Origin of the sequence: Serratia sp. CY43202 (genome assembly GCF_052168755.1) — a bacterium.
Classification (GTDB): Bacteria; Pseudomonadota; Gammaproteobacteria; order Enterobacterales; family Enterobacteriaceae; genus Serratia; species Serratia bockelmannii.
Window position 1 is genome coordinate 440,784 of record NZ_JBJNMB010000003.1, and the last position, 17,568, is coordinate 458,351.

15 protein-coding genes and 2 tRNA genes are annotated in these 17,568 nt (G+C 57.3%); 2 read left to right on the forward strand and 15 right to left on the reverse strand.

Features of this window, described 5'->3' with window-relative positions:
• Nucleotides 1-6: 6 nt before the first annotated feature.
• From pnp to rlmE, 14 genes are all read right to left on the reverse strand, one after another.
• A complete protein-coding gene (pnp, locus tag ACJ8J5_RS08540; protein ID WP_025305055.1) occupies nt 7-2,124 on the reverse strand; it encodes a polyribonucleotide nucleotidyltransferase in 2,118 nt (705 codons plus the stop codon).
• Nucleotides 2,125-2,380: 256 nt separating this feature from the next.
• The gene (rpsO, locus tag ACJ8J5_RS08545) at nt 2,381-2,650 is read right to left on the reverse strand and encodes a 30S ribosomal protein S15 (RefSeq protein ID WP_004933502.1); all 270 of its coding nucleotides are present in this window, start codon (nt 2,648-2,650) and stop codon (nt 2,381-2,383) included.
• Between the two features lie 124 nt (nt 2,651-2,774).
• Nucleotides 2,775-3,719: a tRNA pseudouridine(55) synthase TruB gene (truB, locus tag ACJ8J5_RS08550; RefSeq protein WP_025305054.1), complete on the reverse strand. Its 945-nt coding sequence runs from the start codon at nt 3,717-3,719 to the stop codon at nt 2,775-2,777.
• A complete protein-coding gene (gene rbfA / locus ACJ8J5_RS08555) occupies nt 3,719-4,129 on the reverse strand; it encodes a 30S ribosome-binding factor RbfA (RefSeq protein ID WP_004933508.1) in 411 nt (136 codons plus the stop codon). The genes truB and rbfA overlap by 1 nt, the downstream gene beginning before the upstream one ends.
• Nucleotides 4,130-4,199: 70 nt before the next feature.
• Entirely contained in the window at nt 4,200-6,887 is a 2,688-nt protein-coding gene (infB, locus tag ACJ8J5_RS08560) for a translation initiation factor IF-2 (protein WP_004933511.1), read from the reverse strand.
• Nucleotides 6,888-6,910: 23 nt separating this feature from the next.
• Entirely contained in the window at nt 6,911-8,419 is a 1,509-nt protein-coding gene (gene nusA, locus ACJ8J5_RS08565) for a transcription termination factor NusA (protein WP_019453340.1), read from the reverse strand.
• Nucleotides 8,420-8,440: 21 nt separating this feature from the next.
• Complete coding sequence (gene rimP, locus ACJ8J5_RS08570; protein WP_004933515.1) at nt 8,441-8,893, reverse strand: ribosome maturation factor RimP; 453 nt, start codon at nt 8,891-8,893, stop codon at nt 8,441-8,443.
• A 217-nt stretch (nt 8,894-9,110) separates the two neighbouring features.
• Nucleotides 9,111-9,187, reverse strand: a tRNA-Met gene (locus ACJ8J5_RS08575).
• A 60-nt stretch (nt 9,188-9,247) separates the two neighbouring features.
• Nucleotides 9,248-9,334, reverse strand: a tRNA-Leu gene (locus ACJ8J5_RS08580).
• Between the two features lie 69 nt (nt 9,335-9,403).
• Nucleotides 9,404-9,739: a preprotein translocase subunit SecG gene (secG, locus tag ACJ8J5_RS08585; RefSeq protein WP_004933519.1), complete on the reverse strand. Its 336-nt coding sequence runs from the start codon at nt 9,737-9,739 to the stop codon at nt 9,404-9,406.
• 220 nt (nt 9,740-9,959) lie between these two features.
• On the reverse strand, nt 9,960-11,297 hold the full coding sequence (glmM, locus tag ACJ8J5_RS08590) for a phosphoglucosamine mutase (protein ID WP_025305053.1): 1,338 nt from the start codon (nt 11,295-11,297) through the stop codon (nt 9,960-9,962).
• A 4-nt stretch (nt 11,298-11,301) separates the two neighbouring features.
• On the reverse strand, nt 11,302-12,138 hold the full coding sequence (gene folP / locus ACJ8J5_RS08595) for a dihydropteroate synthase (protein WP_025305052.1): 837 nt from the start codon (nt 12,136-12,138) through the stop codon (nt 11,302-11,304).
• Between the two features lie 92 nt (nt 12,139-12,230).
• Nucleotides 12,231-14,162: an ATP-dependent zinc metalloprotease FtsH gene (gene ftsH, locus ACJ8J5_RS08600; RefSeq protein WP_004933529.1), complete on the reverse strand. Its 1,932-nt coding sequence runs from the start codon at nt 14,160-14,162 to the stop codon at nt 12,231-12,233.
• A gap of 56 nt (nt 14,163-14,218) precedes the next feature.
• Nucleotides 14,219-14,848 carry a 23S rRNA (uridine(2552)-2'-O)-methyltransferase RlmE gene (gene rlmE, locus ACJ8J5_RS08605; protein ID WP_004933533.1) on the reverse strand — a complete coding sequence of 210 codons (630 nt, stop codon included), beginning with the start codon at nt 14,846-14,848 and terminating at the stop codon, nt 14,219-14,221.
• A gap of 143 nt (nt 14,849-14,991) precedes the next feature.
• On the opposite strand from rlmE, the gene yhbY reads away from it, so the two are divergent.
• On the forward strand, nt 14,992-15,285 hold the full coding sequence (yhbY, locus tag ACJ8J5_RS08610; RefSeq protein ID WP_004933536.1) for a ribosome assembly RNA-binding protein YhbY: 294 nt from the start codon (nt 14,992-14,994) through the stop codon (nt 15,283-15,285).
• 112 nt (nt 15,286-15,397) lie between these two features.
• Here yhbY and greA read toward each other — a convergent pair whose 3' ends face one another.
• Entirely contained in the window at nt 15,398-15,874 is a 477-nt protein-coding gene (gene greA, locus ACJ8J5_RS08615; protein ID WP_025305051.1) for a transcription elongation factor GreA, read from the reverse strand.
• Between the two features lie 256 nt (nt 15,875-16,130).
• On the opposite strand from greA, the gene dacB reads away from it, so the two are divergent.
• The gene (dacB, locus tag ACJ8J5_RS08620; protein ID WP_025305050.1) at nt 16,131-17,564 is read left to right on the forward strand and encodes a serine-type D-Ala-D-Ala carboxypeptidase; all 1,434 of its coding nucleotides are present in this window, start codon (nt 16,131-16,133) and stop codon (nt 17,562-17,564) included.
• Nucleotides 17,565-17,568: the final 4 nt, after the last annotated feature.

A 17,568-nucleotide genomic window follows, 5' to 3' on the forward strand; every position in this document is an offset into this window, starting at 1 on the left:
ATACAGTTATTCTGCTTCAGGCGCAGGTGAACCCGCTTCCGGCGCCATCGCTTCTTTGATGCTCAGACGCACGCGGCCCTGACGGTCAACTTCCAGCACCTTAACCGGCACTTCCTGACCCATCTGCAGATAGTCGGTCACTTTCTCGACGCGCTTGTCGGCGATCTGAGAAATGTGTACCAGACCTTCTTTACCACCGCCGATAGCGACGAACGCGCCGAAATCAACGATACGGGTCACTTTACCCTGATAGATACGGCCCACTTCGATCTCTGCCGTGATCTCTTCGATACGACGGATAGCGAATTTCGCCTTCTCACCGTCGGTCGCAGCGATTTTAACTGTACCATCATCTTCAATTTCGATGGTAGTGCCAGTCTCTTCGGTCAGTGCGCGGATAACGGAACCGCCCTTACCGATCACGTCTTTGATTTTATCCGGGTTGATGCGGATAGTATGAATACGCGGTGCGAATTCGGAGATATCGCCGCGTGGGGAGCTGATAGCCTGTTCCATCACGCCCAGGATGTGCAGACGCGCGCCCTTGGCCTGGTTCAGAGCCACCTGCATGATCTCGCGGGTGATGCCTTCGATTTTGATGTCCATCTGCAGCGCAGTGATACCGTCGCGGCTACCGGCCACTTTGAAGTCCATGTCGCCCAGGTGATCTTCGTCACCCAGAATGTCGGACAGAACCACAAAGTTATCGGCTTCTTTCACCAGGCCCATCGCGATACCCGCAACGGCAGCCTTGATTGGCACACCGGCGTCCATCAGCGCCAGAGATGCGCCGCACACGGAAGCCATGGAAGAAGAACCGTTGGATTCGGTGATTTCAGACACGACGCGAACCGTGTACGGGAAATCTTCCGGTTTAGGCATCATAGCCAATACGCCGCGTTTCGCCAGGCGACCGTGACCGATTTCACGACGCTTAGGAGAACCGACCATGCCGGTTTCGCCTACGGAGTACGGAGGGAAGTTGTAGTGGAACAGGAAGCTGTCGGTCTTCTCGCCCATCAGCTCGTCCAGGTTCTGTGCGTCGCGCGCGGTACCCAGGGTCGCGGTAACCAGCGCCTGAGTTTCGCCACGGGTGAACAGCGCGGAACCGTGGGTGCGCGGCAGTACGCCGGTGCGCACGTCCAGGCCACGGATCATGTCTTTTTCACGGCCGTCGATACGCGGCTCGCCACGCAGTACGCGGCTACGCACCACGTTCTTCTCGACGTTGCCCAGGATGTCCTGGATTTCGCCGGCGTCCAGCGTTTCGTCCTGCGCCAGCAGGGTTTCAACCACGCTGTCTTTGATCGCGTCAACCTGAGCGTAACGCTCTTGTTTTTCGGTGATGTGGTAAGCGTCGCCCAGGCGAGCTTCGGCCAGTTCAGCCACGCGCGCGTGCAGCGCTTCGTTGACCGCAGGGGCCTGCCAATCCCACTTCGGCTTGCCGGCTTCGGCAACCAGGGAGTTGATGTTTTCGATAACCACTTGCTGCTGGTCGTGGCCGAACACCACGGCGCCCAGCATCTGATCTTCGCTCAGCACTTCCGCTTCGGATTCAACCATCAGCACCGCGCCTGCAGTACCGGCAACCACCAGATCCAGACGGCTTTCTTTCAGCTCGTCAGTTGTCGGGTTCAGCACATACTGATCGTTGATGTAACCTACGCGCGCTGCGCCGATTGGGCCGTTGAACGGAATACCGGACAGGCTCAGGGCGGCAGAGGCGCCGATCATCGCGACGATGTCCGGGTTCACCTGCGGGTTAACGGAAACCACGGTCGCGATCACCTGAACTTCGTTCAGGAAGCTGTCCGGGAACAGTGGACGGATCGGACGGTCGATCAGACGGGAAGTCAGGGTCTCGCCTTCGCTCGGACGGCCTTCGCGACGGAAGAAGCTGCCCGGGATGCGGCCGGCGGCGTAAGTACGCTCTTGGTAGTTAACGGTCAGCGGGAAGAAGCTCTGGCCCGGCTTGGCTTTTTTCTGGCCAACGACGGTAACAAATACGGCGGTGTCATCCATGCTCACCATAACGGCGGCGGTGGCCTGACGAGCCATCATACCGGTTTCGATGGTGACGGTATGCTGGCCATACTGGAATTTGCGAATGATCGGTGTCAGCAAAATTATATCCTTGATTAGCGGCGCGCAATCGCATTGACGACTCGACACGCCTGTGACTCGATTTGCCTTCTCACTACATCCTCGCGACTAATGACAATCCTTATCTCAGGCAGGAGATAAAGCCTCTCATTAGCCGCGCGAACCTCTGTAACGGAAGAACCTGTTTGGAAACATCAGTAATACATTAACCTGATTTGCTTATGCTTCCTAGAAGAAAGGGGCCAAAATAGGCCCCTTTCCACTGAAACTTGCTAGATTAGCGACGCAGACCCAGACGCTCGATCAGGCTGGTGTAACGTGCTACATCTTTACGCTTCAGGTAGTCCAGCAGCTTACGACGCTGAGAAACCATACGCAGCAGACCACGACGGCTGTGGTGATCTTTTTTGTGCTCGGAGAAGTGGCCTTGCAGATGGTTGATCTGCGCAGTCAGCAGGGCAACCTGAACTTCGGTAGAACCGCTGTCGTTAGTACCACGACCGAAATCAGCTACGATTTGAGCTTTAGCTTCAACACTTAGAGACATTGTAATACTCCAGATTATAGATAATAAAAACAGGCGCCGATCTCTAATTCAGCAACCCAATGCATAAGCTGCGCCATTCTACTCTTAGCGCAGTGCGATCGCAAGGCGACGCAGTGCCCCGCCGTCAGTCGAAATGCTCGACCACCAGGCGGCGCGGCGCCACGCGACCATCCTCGGCGATGTCGCCAACGCCGATGAATTTTCGCTCTTCACCCTCGGTGATACGCACCAGGCCGGAAGCCGGCGCGCCGGCGACTTGCACCGGTTGCCCCTGCTTGACGTAACCCGCAACCACCGGCAGCAAATTCACTTCCGGATAGTTCTCAACCGGGCTGTCCATCGGCATCAGCAGCGGATCGAGCAGCTCGCCGGGCGCGATTTCTTGTTCCTGCGCCTGCGCCAGCAAAGCGTTCAGCTGTTCCAGCGTCACCATGCGCGCGATCGGATAAGTCGCCACCTGCAGGCGGCGCAGATAGATCACGTGCGCGCCGCAGCCCAGCAGCTCGCCGAGATCGTCGGTGATGGTGCGGATGTAGGTGCCTTTCGAGCAGTGGATCTCCAGCTCCAGCTCATCCCCTTCCCAGCGGATAAACTGCAGCTCGTACACCGTGATGCTGCGCGCTTCGCGCGGCACTTCAATCCCCTGGCGCGCATACTCGTAGAGTTTCTTGCCCTGGTATTTCAACGCCGAATACATCGACGGCACCTGCTGGATGTCGCCGCGGAAGGTGTCCAGCGCCGCGTCGAGCTGCGCCTGGGTGAAATTCACCGGGCGCTCCTGCACGATCTGGCCGTCGGCGTCGGAGGTATCGGTACGCTGCCCCAGCTTGGCGATCACCCGATAGCGCTTGTCGGAATCGAGCAGGTATTGCGAAAACTTGGTCGCTTCGCCCAGGCAAATAGGCAGCATGCCGGTCGCCAACGGATCGAGCGCGCCGGTATGGCCCGCTCGGTTGGCGTTGTACAGACGTTTTACTTTTTGTAGCGCATCGTTGGACGACAACCCCTGCGGCTTGTCCAGCAACAGCACGCCGTGGATGTCACGGCCGCGGCGACGAGGGCGACTCATTAATCCTCCTTGTCATCGCCTGAGGCGGAACGGCGCTCGGCGTCGTTCTTCACCACGTTGGTCACCAGGTTGGACATGCGCATGCCTTCCACCAGGGAGTTGTCGTAAGCGAATGTCAGCTCCGGCACCACGCGCAGGCGCATCGCTTTGCCCAGCAGGGTACGGATATAGCCGGAAGCGTCCTGCAACGCTTTGATGCCGTTGGTGACCAGATCCGGATCGTGGTTCTCGGTCAATACGTTCAGGAAGGTGACGTAAACCTTGGCATACGCCAGGTCGCGGGACACTTCCACGCCGGAAACGGTCGCCATGCCGACGCGCGGATCTTTAACTTCACGCTGCAGAATGATCGCAATCTCTTTCTGCATCTCTTGCGCCACGCGTTGACCGCGGCTGAATTCTTTTGCCATTTTGGATTCTCCAGACAAATCGGGGGGCACAAAGGCCCCCCGTAAACAGATATAAGCAGATGTGCAATCGTTAAGCGATGGTGCGTTGGATCTCAATGATTTCGAACACTTCGATCATGTCGCCGACGCGCACGTCGTTATAGTTCTTAACGCCGATACCACATTCCATGCCGTTACGGACTTCGTTAACGTCATCTTTGAAGCGGCGCAGGGATTCCAGCTCGCCTTCATAGATAACCACGTTGTCGCGCAGTACGCGGATTGGGTTGTGACGCTTGATGGTCCCTTCGGTAACCATACAGCCGGCGATAGCGCCGAACTTAGGCGATTTGAACACGTCGCGCACTTCGGCCAGGCCGATGATCTGCTGCTTGTATTCCGGCGCCAGCATGCCGCTCATCGCCTGCTTCACTTCGTCGATCAGGTTATAGATCACGGAGTAGTAACGCAGATCCAGGCTTTCCGCTTCGATCACGCGGCGCGCAGAAGCGTCGGCACGCACGTTGAAGCCCAGGATGATGGCGTTGGAAGCCGCAGCCAGCGTCGCGTCGGTTTCGGTGATCCCACCTACGCCGGAGCCGACAATCTTCACCTTCACTTCGTCGGTAGAGAGTTTCAGCAGCGAGTCGCTGATCGCTTCGCAAGAACCCTGCACATCGGACTTCAGTACGATGTTCAGCTCAGACACTTCGCCGTCGGTCATGTTAGCGAACATGTTTTCCAGCTTGGACTTCTGCTGACGCGCCAGTTTGACTTCGCGGAACTTGCCCTGACGATACAGCGCCACTTCACGCGCTTTCTTCTCGTCACGCACCACGGTCGCTTCGTCACCCGCTGCAGGCACGCTGGACAGACCCAGGATTTCCACAGGGATAGACGGACCGGCGGAGGTCACTTCACGGCCCAGCTCGTCGCGCATCGCACGCACACGGCCGTATTCGAAGCCGCACAGGACGATATCGCCCTTGTTCAGCGTACCTTCCTGAACCAGCACGGTGGCAACCGGGCCACGGCCTTTATCCAGGAAGGACTCGATCACTACGCCGCTCGCCATGCCGCTGCGTACCGCTTTCAGCTCCAGAACTTCGGCCTGCAGCAGGATAGCCTGCAGCAGCTCGTCGATACCGGTACCGGCTTTCGCGGACACGTGGACGAACTGCGCTTCGCCGCCCCACTCTTCCGGCATCACGCCGTACTGGGACAGTTCCTGCTTAACGCGGTCCGGATCGGCTTCCGGCTTGTCGATTTTGTTCACCGCAACCACCAATGGCACCTGCGCCGCTTTCGCGTGCTGGATAGCTTCGATGGTTTGTGGCATCACGCCGTCGTCGGCCGCCACCACCAGAACCACGATGTCAGTCGCCTGAGCACCACGAGCACGCATCGAGGTAAACGCGGCGTGGCCCGGGGTATCCAGGAAGGTGATCATGCCGTTCTCGGTTTCTACGTGGTAGGCACCGATGTGCTGGGTAATGCCGCCGGCTTCGCCCGCCGCCACTTTGGTGGAGCGGATGTAGTCCAGCAGAGAGGTTTTGCCGTGGTCAACGTGGCCCATGATGGTCACGACCGGCGCGCGCGGCTCAGCCGCAGCGCCCGTATCACGGTCGCTCATCAGCGCTTCTTCCAGCTCGTTTTCACGACGCAGAATAACTTTGTGGCCCATCTCTTCGGCAACCAGCTGTGCGGTTTCCTGGTCGATAACCTGGTTGATGGTGGCCATAGCGCCCAGCTTCATCATCACTTTGATGACCTGAGAACCTTTTACCGCCATCTTGTTGGCCAGCTCGGCCACGGTGATGGTTTCACCGATCACCACGTCACGGTTAACCACCTGCGCCGGCTTGTTGAAGCCCTGCTGCAGAGCGCTAGGCTTGCGTTTGCCTTTACCGCCACGGGTAACGGCACGCGCTTCTTCGCGATCCGCTTTGGATTCGGACAGCTTGTTGCCTTTCTTCTGCTTGGTCGCTTTGCCGCCGCGGGTGCGGCTACGACGATCGCCTTCAACTTTGGCGTCGTTTTCGTCTTCTGCGGCACGCGCATGCTGAGAGGTGGTCACGTGATAGTCGGCACTTTCAACCGCAGCGCTTGCCGCGTCGGCCTGGGCCCACTTCTCGCCGTTCTCTTCGGCCATGCGACGGGCTTCTTCCGCCACGCGCTTGGCTTCCTCTTCAACCTTGCGGCGCACTTCCTCTTCCGCTTTACGTTTCAGTTCAGCGGCTTCGGCTTCACGGCGTGCTTTTTCCGCCTGAGCTGGCTTGGTCATTTCGTCGGTATGTTGATTGGTCACTTTTTCTTTTTCCGCTGAATTACGCTTAGCAATCTCCGCGGCCTCACGTTTGGCTTGCTCTTCGGCTGCGCGCTTCGCTTCCGCTTCGCGTTTTGCGAGCTCTTCCGCTTCGCGCCGTGCCTGCTCTTCCGCTTCACGCTGTGCCTGCTCTGCCGCTTCAGCCAACTGGGCTTCCTGCGTATCGCGATTTACATAAGTGCGTTTCTTGCGGACCTCAATTTGCACCGATTTACTTTTACCGCCGGTGCTCGGGATATTCAAGGTGCTGCGCGTTTTGCGCTGCAAAGTGAGTTTACCTGGCGCGCTGCCGTGTTCACGGTTCAGGTGCGCCAGCAATGTTTCTTTTTCTTGCTGGGTAACAGAGTCCGACTCGGACTTGTTGATCCCTGCATCAGCAAACTGCTGTACCAGGCGATCAACCGGAGTCTGAATCTCTGCTGCCAGCGATTTTACGGTTACATCTGTCGTCATGCTGTTCCTTCCTGCTACAGTTATTACGCGTTGTCGCCAAACCAACAGATATTGCGTGCAGCCATGATCAGCTCACCGGCTTGCTCATCGCTAAGCCCTTCAATATCAGCCAGATCGTCAACACCCTGCTCGGCAAGATCTTCCAGCGTACAAACCCCACGCGCGGCCAGTTTAAAGGCCATGCTGCGCTCAAGACCCGGCAGGTTGAGCAAATCGTCGGCCGGTTTGTTGTCGCCCAGGCTTTCTTCTTGTGCCAGGGCCAGCGTGGTCAATGCAGCTTTGGCGCGTTCGCGCAATGCTTCAACCGTATCTTCATCCAGACCGTCGATTTCCAACAGCTCTTTGATCGGCACGTAGGCCAGCTCTTCCAGCGTGGAGAAGCCTTCTTCAACCAGTACGGTGGCGAAATCTTCGTCGATATCAAGATACTTGGTGAAGGTATCAATAGCGGCATGAGCCTCGGCCTGGTGCTTGGCCTGCAGGTCGTCCGCCGTCATCACGTTCAGTTCCCAACGATCGTCGCCGCGGTGTTGTTTCAGCAGCTGGGAAGCCAAACGCACGTTTTGGCCGTTACGGCCGATCGCCTGTGCCAGGTTGCTGGCTTCAACGGCGATATCCATGGTGCAGTTATCTTCGTCTACCACGATCGACGCGACGTCGGCCGGCGCCATGGCGTTGATGACGAATTGCGCGGGGTTATCATCCCACAGGATGATGTCGATGCGTTCGCCGCCGAGCTCGCTCGACACGGCCTGAACGCGCGCACCGCGCATACCTACGCAGGCGCCGACCGGGTCGATGCGCTTGTCGTTGGTTTTCACTGCAATTTTCGCGCGAGAGCCTGGATCGCGGGCTGCCGCTTTAATTTCGATCACTTCTTCGCCGATTTCCGGCACTTCGATGCGGAACAGTTCTTTCAGCATTTCCGAGCTGGAACGGCTGACGAACAGCTGCGCGCCGCGAGCTTCGGGACGTACGGCATACAATACGCCGCGAATGCGGTCGCCCGGACGGAAGTTTTCGCGCGGCAGCATGTCTTCACGGCCAATGACCGCTTCGGCGTTGTTGCCCAGATCCAGCGCGATGCTGTCACGGTTCACTTTCTTCACCACGCCGGTGACGATCTCACCTTCGTGTTCACGGAAAGCGTCGACCACCATCGCCCGCTCGGCTTCACGTACTTTCTGCACGATAACCTGCTTGGCGGTTTGGGTGGTGATACGGTCAAAGGTCACAGATTCGATCTGATCTTCGACGTAGCCGCCGAGCTCGATGCTCGGATCTTCAAACTGAGCGGCTTCCAGTGTGATTTCACGCGTCGGCTGAGTCACTTCGTCTACGGCGACCCAACGGCGGAAGGTGTCGAAATCGCCCGTTCTACGGTCAATGCTGACGCGCACGTCGATTTCCTGCTCGTATTTTTTCTTGGTTGCGGTGGCTAATGCAGTTTCCAGCGCTTCGAAAATCTTCTCGCGCGGAAGGGATTTTTCATTGGAAACTGCTTCAACAACAGCCAGAATCTCTTTGTTCATCCTAGTTGCCTCTTCCAAACTTTAAAAGTGGGGTACCAGGTTCGCTTTCTGGATGTTGCTCAGCGCGAACACTTCATCTTTCCCTTCCACAGTAACCGTGATCATCTCGCCTTCGACAGACTTGATAATACCCTGCCACTTGCGACGGTTCTGTACCGCCATGCGCAGGACCAGGCTGACTTCTTCACCGAGGTAACGCGTATAGTGTTCTGCGGTGAACATCGGGCGATCAAGGCCAGGAGAGGAGACTTCCAAGTTGTAAGCGACCGTGATTGGATCTTCGACGTCCAATACAGCGCTGACCTGGTGGCTGACATCAGCGCAATCATCAACATTGATGCCGTTATCACTATCAATATAGATGCGGAGCGTCGATTGGCGCGCACGAATGAATTCGATGCCTACAAGCTCAAAGCCCAACGCTTCTACGGGTGCCGAAAGCATCTCTGTTAACTGTTGCTCTAATGTGGACAAGCCCACCCCCAAGACATAAAAAAAGGGCTAAATAGCCCAGTGATTCTGTTGCCAAATAACAAAAAACCCCGAAAAATCGGGGCTTTATGCAACTGGACCCTGTTTGCCGCTAGGCGGCCTCGGTACAACTTTCGAGCAAGTGTCATTTTCAAATGTTGATCGAGAAAAGCGGATTTCAATCGAAAAGTGTATTTGAAAATAAACACTTAAAGGAAAGTGGTTGCGGGGGCCGGATTTGAACCGACGACCTTCGGGTTATGAGCCCGACGAGCTACCAGGCTGCTCCACCCCGCGTCCGAAAACGTGGCAAATACTACGCCGATAATCGCAAAATTGCAAGTTATCTCTGGGATTTGGTACCGAGGATGGGACTCGAACCCACAAGCCCGTTAGGGCACTACCACCTCAAGGTAGCGTGTCTACCAATTCCACCACCTCGGTACTGATTCTTACTGCTAACGGCCGTTGTTCCTTCGAGTTCACAACCACCGTTTACAAACTTTTTGCGGCTTACTGCGGGATGTCGCTGCTCGGTTTAGCTGGTGCTGCCGGCGCGGTCGTCTGCTCAGTTTTCACTGGCTGACCCAGGTTTTCCCACTCACTGCCTTTCTTGCTTTGGTTGCTGCTGAGGTTGCCCAGAATCAGGCTGATGACGAAGAACAGCGTCGCCAGCACAGCAGTCATGCGGGTCATAAAGTTACCGGAACCACTCGAACCGAACAATGTGCCTGATGCACCTGCTCCGAAAGAGGCTCCCATATCAGCGCCTTTACCTTGCTGTAGCATAATCAGAGCAACCAGCCCGATTGAGATCAGCAGGAAAATTACTAGAAGAGCTTCGTACATAGTAGTACCCGTATCCTTGCGGCCTCACCGCATGCCAAATGCTTCACACTCATCAAGCAGGCGTTTTTACAAACTGCCTACTGAAGCGGGTGTGAATACTAACCAAAGCCGCCAACCCACGCAAGGGCAATTTGCTGCCGCCGGCGCGTTTGCGGAAAAAAACGCCAACAATCATCTATTCGGGCTCAGCGATGCCAAGCCCGATGGCTAACTGTCTGTTTTAACCTGCTGATTTCACCGCATCGGCGATGCGATGCGCCAGCGCGGTCACCTGCTGCTCGTCCTCGCCTTCCACCATCACGCGGATCAGCGGCTCGGTGCCCGATTTACGCAGCAGCACCCGGCCACGGCCGGCCAACTCGGTTTCCACCTGCTCGGTGACCTTACGCACCGCTTCAGACTCCAGCGGATTATGCTCGCCGGCGAAGCGGACGTTGACCAGGATCTGCGGCAGCAGCTTCATGCCGCTGCACAGGTCATGCAGGCTCATGTGGTTGCGCACCATGGCAGTCAGCACCTGCAGCCCGGCCACGATGCCGTCGCCGGTGGTGGTTTTGTCCAGCAGGATCACATGGCCGGAGTTTTCCGCACCGATGCGCCAGCCCAGTTCCTGCAGTTTCTCCAGCACGTAACGGTCGCCCACTTTGGCGCGAGCGAACGGAATACCCAGCTGTTTCAGCGCCAGCTCCAGCCCCATATTACTCATCAGGGTACCGACCGCGCCGCCGCGCAGCTGCCCCTGACGCAGGCCTTCGCGGGCGATGATGTACAGGATCTGATCGCCATCCACCTTGTTGCCGAGGTGATCCACCATCATCACGCGGTCGCCGTCGCCGTCAAACGCCAGGCCAACGTGCGCTTTTTCCTGCAGCACGCGCTCCTGCAGCTGACGCACGTCGGTAGCACCGCATTTTTCGTTGATATTCATACCGTCCGGCTCAACACCGATGGCGATCACCGTGGCGCCCAGTTCGCGCAGCACGCTCGGCGCAATGTGGTAAGTCGCCCCGTTGGCGCAGTCGACCACGATTTTCAGCCCCTTCAGGCTCAGCTCGCTCGGGAAGGTACCTTTGCAGAATTCGATGTAACGGCCGGCGGCGTCGATGATACGGCTGGCTTTACCCAGCTCGGCGGACTCCACGCAGGTCAGCGGTTTTTCCATCTCGGCTTCAATTGCCTCTTCGACGTTGTCCGGCAGTTTGGCGCCGTCGATTGAGAAGAACTTGATACCGTTGTCATAGAACGGGTTATGCGAAGCGGAAATGACAATGCCTGCTTCGGCACGGAAGGTACGCGTCAGGTAGGCCACCGCCGGCGTGGGCATCGGCCCGGTGAAGGAGGCGGACAATCCAGCGGCCGCCAGACCGGCTTCCAGAGCGGACTCCAGCATATAGCCGGAGATGCGCGTATCCTTACCGATGATGATCTTGCGGGAACCGTGACGCGCCAGCACTTTACCGGCCGCCCAGCCCAGCTTCAGCACGAAGTCCGGCGTGATGGGGCTGTCCCCGACCTTGCCACGGATGCCGTCGGTGCCAAAATATTTGCGCTCGCTCATGTCTCTACTGTCCCTTAGCTGAAAGTGTTGCCTCGACGACACGCATCGCCTCGACGGTTTCTTTAACGTCATGCACTCTGACAATCTGCGCACCCTGCATCGCCGCGATCACCGCGCAGGCCACGCTGCCGATAACCCGTTGATCCGGCGGCACGTTCAGCAGTTGCCCAATCATCGATTTACGCGACATGCCGACCAATAGCGGCAAACCGAAACGATGAAACTCCGACAACCGTGCCAGAAGCTGATAGTTGTGCGCCAAATTTTTACCGAAACCGAAGCCTGGGTCGAGCAGCAATTTCTGATTTGTTATCCCCGCCTCGTTACAGCGCTGAATATGATGCTCGAAAAACGCCTGAACATCGGTAATCAGGTCATCGTAATGCGGCGCCTGCTGCATGGTGCGCGGCTGCCCTTGCATATGCATCAGACAGACCGGCAGACCGCTTTCCGCCGCCGCCGCCAGGGCACCCGGCTCCTGCAGCGAACGAATGTCGTTAATCAGATGTGCGCCTGCATGCGCCGATTCGCGGATCACGCCCGCTTTCGAGGTATCGACCGAGATGAAGACTTCGAAGCGCTGCGCCAGCGCTTCCACCACCGGCACGACCCGTTCCAATTCTTCCTCTTCACTCACCTCAGCTGCCCCCGGCCTTGTCGATTCGCCGCCGATATCGATCATCGTGGCACCGGCCGAAATCAGCGCATGCGCGTGGAGCAGCGCCTGGTTCAGGGTGTTGTGACGGCCGCCGTCGGAAAACGAATCCGGCGTCACATTGAGGATACCCATCACCTGCGGATAGGAGAGGTTGAGCGTCATGTCGCGCACGGTTAACTGCATGGTTGGTCCACCTTACTGTTGCCTGGTTCACTGCCCGCCGGGCAAAAAAAAACCCCGGCGTACCGGGGTTTGATGTTATTACACAGCCGCTGTTACTTGTCGAGCTGTTCGGACATGGTGTTGCCCGGCGTTGGGGTGCGCGGCTCATCTACCGGCGTCGGGGCTTTCGGAGTGCCACCGTTGTCGGAGCTGTTGCCTTTGTTCGCATCGTCCCAGCCCGCCGGCGGACGCACGTCTTTGCGGTTCATCAGATCGTCGATCTGCGGCGCATCGATAGTTTCATACTTCATCAGCGCATCCTTCATCGAATGCAGGATGTCCATATTTTCCATCAACAGCGAACGAGCACGCGTGTAGTTACGTTCGATCAGCGACTTCACTTCCTGGTCGATGATACGCGCGGTTTCATCCGACATGTGCTTCGCCTTGGCCACGGAACGGCCCAGGAACACTTCACCCTCTTCTTCCGCATACAGCAGCGGCCCCAGCTTCTCGGAGAAGCCCCATTGGGTCACCATGTTGCGGGCAATGGAGGTCGCCACTTTAATGTCGTTCGACGCACCGGTAGAGACTTTTTCCGGCCCGTAGATGATCTCTTCCGCCAGACGACCGCCGTACAGGGTGGAGATTTGGCTCTCCAGCTTCTGACGGCTGGCGCTGATCGCATCCCCTTCCGGCAGGAAGAAGGTCACACCGAGCGCCCGACCACGAGGAATGATGGTGACCTTGTGTACCGGATCGTGTTCAGGAACCAGGCGGCCAATGATGGCGTGGCCCGCTTCGTGATACGCGGTCGACTCTTTCTGCGCTTCGGTCATCACCATGGAGCGACGTTCCGCACCCATCATGATCTTGTCTTTGGCTTTTTCAAACTCCACCATCGACACCACGCGCTTGTTGCCGCGGGCGGCGAACAGCGCCGCTTCGTTGACCAGGTTGGCCAGGTCGGCACCGGAGAAGCCCGGCGTACCGCGCGCAATGACGGAGGCGTCGATGTCGGCAGCCAACGGCACGCGGCGCATGTGCACCTTCAGGATCTGCTCACGGCCACGCACATCCGGCAGCCCGACCACGACCTGACGGTCGAAACGGCCCGGGCGCAGCAGCGCAGGGTCAAGCACGTCTGGACGGTTGGTCGCCGCGATGACGATGATGCCCTCGTTGCCTTCGAAACCGTCCATCTCAACCAGCATCTGGTTCAGGGTCTGCTCACGCTCATCGTGACCGCCACCCAGGCCGGCTCCACGCTGGCGACCGACGGCGTCGATTTCATCGATGAAGATGATGCACGGCGCAGCTTTCTTCGCTTGTTCGAACATGTCGCGCACGCGGGATGCACCCACGCCGACGAACATTTCGACGAAGTCGGAACCGGAAATGGTGAAGAACGGTACCTTCGCTTCGCCGGCGATCGCTTTCGCCAACAGCGTTTTACCGGTCCCCGGCGGGCCAACCATCAGCACGCCTTTCGGGATCTTGCCGCCCAGCTTCTGGAAACGGCTCGGTTCGCGCAGGTATTCCACCAGTTCGCTCACCTCTTCTTTCGCTTCGTCACAACCGGCAACATCGGCGAAAGTGGTCTTGATCTGGTCTTCCGTCAGCATGCGGGCCTTGCTCTTGCCGAAGGACATCGCGCCCTTGCCGCCGCCGCCCTGCATTTGCCGCATAAAGAAGATCCAGACCCCGATCAGCAACAGCATCGGGAACCAAGAGATAAAGATAGAAGCCAGCAGGCTCGGCTCTTCAGGCGGCTCGCCGACAACTTTCACATTCTTCGTTAACAACGTATCCAGCAACTTAGGATCGTTGACAGGGATGTAGGTCGTGTATTTGTTACTGTCTTTCTTGGTAACGTTAATTTCACGTCCGTTGATTCGCGCTTCGCGAACCTGGTCCTGGGTCAGTTCGGACATGAAGGTAGAGTAATCCACCCTACGGCCATTCGACTCGCTGGGCCCAAAGCTCTGGAATACAGACATCAACACTACCGCGATGACTAACCAGAGAATTAGGTTTTTCGCCATGTCACTCAAGGGATTAACCTCATCTTACAACTGTGTTAACAAACAGCGTTAGGGTACTACAGTTTGCGCCCTGTCGCTACAATGTACACTTCGCGCGAACGGGCGCGGGAAGCGTCTGGCTTACGAATCTTAACCTTCGTAAACAGGGAGCGAATTTCCCGTAGGTACTCGTCAAAGCCATCTCCCTGGAACACCTTCACCAGGAAACTTCCGCCTGGTGCGAGGACATCACGACACATATCCAGCGCCAACTCCACCAGATACATCGACCTTGGAATATCGACCGCCGGGGTGCCACTCATATTCGGGGCCATATCGGACATGACCACCTGAACCTTACTCTCGCCTACTCGTTCCAACAGCGCCTTCAGCACCAGTTCATCACGAAAATCGCCCTGAAGGAAATCGACGCCAACGATAGGATCCATTGGCAAAATATCACAGGCGATGATGCGCCCGGTACCGCCGATTTGGGTGACCACATACTGCGACCAGCCGCCCGGTGCGGCGCCCAGATCAACCACGGTCATTCCCGGTTTGAACAGTTTGTCGCTCTGCTGTATTTCATCAAGTTTAAACCAGGCACGGGAACGCAGTCCCTTTTTCTGCGCCTGCTGCACATATTTATCGCTAAAGTGTTCTTGTAACCAGCGACTGGAGCTAGCCGAACGCTTTTTATTAGCCATCTCGTTTTCCAACTATCATAAAAAGAGTCTTATGTCAGGGTCGCTGCTCACGTAGACTCACACCGGTGAAGACCGATTTGGTGATATACATGAGATGGCGGTAGAATGTACCGTTTTCAATCCCAACTTAAGCAAAAAAGACAATGAATCTGAATAATAAACAAAAACAGCACCTGAAAGGCCTGGCGCATCCGTTAAAACCGGTGGTAATGCTGGGCAATAACGGTCTTACCGAAGGGGTGCTGGCTGAAATTGAACAGGCTCTGGAGCATCATGAGCTGATCAAGGTGAAAATCGCCGCTGAAGATCGCGAAACCAAAACCCTGATCGCCGACGCTATCGTGCGTGAAACGGGCGCCTGCAATGTACAAGTTATCGGCAGTACGCTTATTCTTTACCGCCCGTCGAAAGAGCGCAAGATCAGTCTACCGCGTTAATAACCATCAGGTTAACGAAAAGGTGCCATGCGCCTGACGAAGATAAAAGGCCGCTTGCGGCCTTTTTCCTATCTTTACAAAACGTTGGCGCATTAATGACCAACGGCCTCGATCAGAGATACTCGACCTTCAGGATCTCGTATTCCACGTCGCCGCCGGGGGTTTTGATCACCACCACGTCGTCTTGCTCTTTGCCGATCAGGCCGCGCGCCATCGGCGAGTTTACCGAAATCAGATTTTTCTTGAAATCGGCCTCATCGTCGCCAACGATGCGGTAAGTCACTTCTTCTTCACTGTCCAGATTCATCACCGATACGGTGGCGCCGAAGATCACCCGGCCGGTGTTCGGCATCTTGGTGATATCGATCACCTGAGCATTGGACAGCTTGGCTTCGATCTCCTGAATGCGGCCTTCGCAGAAACCCTGCTGTTCACGGGCGGCATGGTACTCGGCATTCTCTTTCAAATCGCCGTGCTCACGGGCGTCAGCGATATCCGCAATGATTTTCGGGCGGCGCACGCTTTTCAGATATTCGAGCTCTTCGCGCAGTTTTTCAGCGCCAAACAAGGTCATCGGAATTTGGTTCATCGTATAAATACCTCTAAATCTTTCCTGTTCAAATAACCGTCATCCTGACGTATTCGTATGAAAACACGGTTGGCATACCGCCACCCGCCTCCAGGCGACAAACAAAAGAAACCTGACTCGGAACGAGGCCCAAGCCAAGATTGGTTTTGCATTTTGATACGCATTTTAGCCTAGAGTTCCTTGAGGGTCATCGTTTACTTTTTCCCTGATTGCACCGTAGTATGACGGCACGTTATCCAGCTGTTATCCCGAGATTATGCGTTTTTCACGAATTGTCAGTGCATTGGCTTGCGCATTTGTTCTGAATGCGAATGCGGCCCCGGTTGAAGAGTACACACAATATCTGCCTGATGGGGCCAACCTTGCCCTGGTCGTTCAGAAAATCGGTGCCGGCGCGCCGACGATCGATTATCACTCTCAGCAGATGGCGCTGCCGGCCAGTACCCAAAAAGTGCTGACCGCGCTGGCGGCCTTGCTGCAACTCGGGCCCGATTACCGTTTCACCACCACGCTGGAAAGCCAGGGCGATATCCGCGATGGCGTGCTGCGCGGCAACCTGATCGCCCGCTTCAGCGGCGATCCGACCTTCAAGCGCCAGAGCCTGCGCAATATGGTGGCCGTCCTGAAGAAACAGGGCGTGCGCCAAATCAGCGGCGACGTGCTGGTCGATACCTCGGTCTTCGCCAGCCATGACAAGGCGCCCGGCTGGCCGTGGAACGATCTGACGCAGTGCTTCAGCGCGCCGCCGGCCGCCGCCATCGTCGATCGCAACTGTTTCTCGGTCTCGCTGTACAGCGCGCCGAATCCGGGCGACATGGCGTTTATCCGCGTCGCCTCCTATTATCCAGTCAATATGTTTAGCCAGGTGCGCACCCTGGCGCGCGGCTCAGCAGACGCGCAGTACTGCGAGCTGGACGTGGTGCCGGGCGAACTGAACCGCTTTACCCTGACCGGCTGCCTGACGCAACGCAGCGAACCGCTGCCGCTGGCCTTCGCCATCCAGGACGGCGCCAGCTATGCGGGCGCAATCCTGAAAGACGAACTGACCCAGGCCGGTATCCAGATCGACGGGCACTTGAAACGCCAGACGCGTCCCGGCATCACCGGCACGGTAATCGCGCAAACTCAGTCGGCGCCGCTGCACGATCTGTTGAAGATCATGCTGAAGAAATCGGACAACATGATCGCCGATACCGTCTTCCGCACCATCGGCCACGAGCGCTTCGGCGTACCGGGCACCTGGCGAGCGGGCTCCGATGCCGTGCGGCAGGTGCTGCGCCAGAAGGCCGGCATCGATCTGGGCAATACCATTATCGCCGACGGTTCCGGCCTGTCGCGCCACAACCTGCTGGCGCCGGCGACTATGATGCAGGCGCTGCAGTACATCGCTCAGCACGACAACGAGCTGAACTTCATCTCGATGCTGCCGCTGTCCGGCTATGATGGCACCCTGCGCTACCGCGGCGGCCTGCACGAAGCCGGCGTCGACGGCAAAGTGTCGGCCAAGACCGGTGCACTGCAGGGCGTCTACAACCTGGCGGGCTTCATCACGACCGCCAGCGGCCAGCGCATGGCCTTCGTGCAGTATCTCTCCGGCTACGCCGTGCCGCCAGAAGATCAGAAACAGCGCCGCGCGCCGCTGGTGCGCTTCGAAAGCCGCCTGTATCGGGACATTTACCAAAACAACTGAGGAT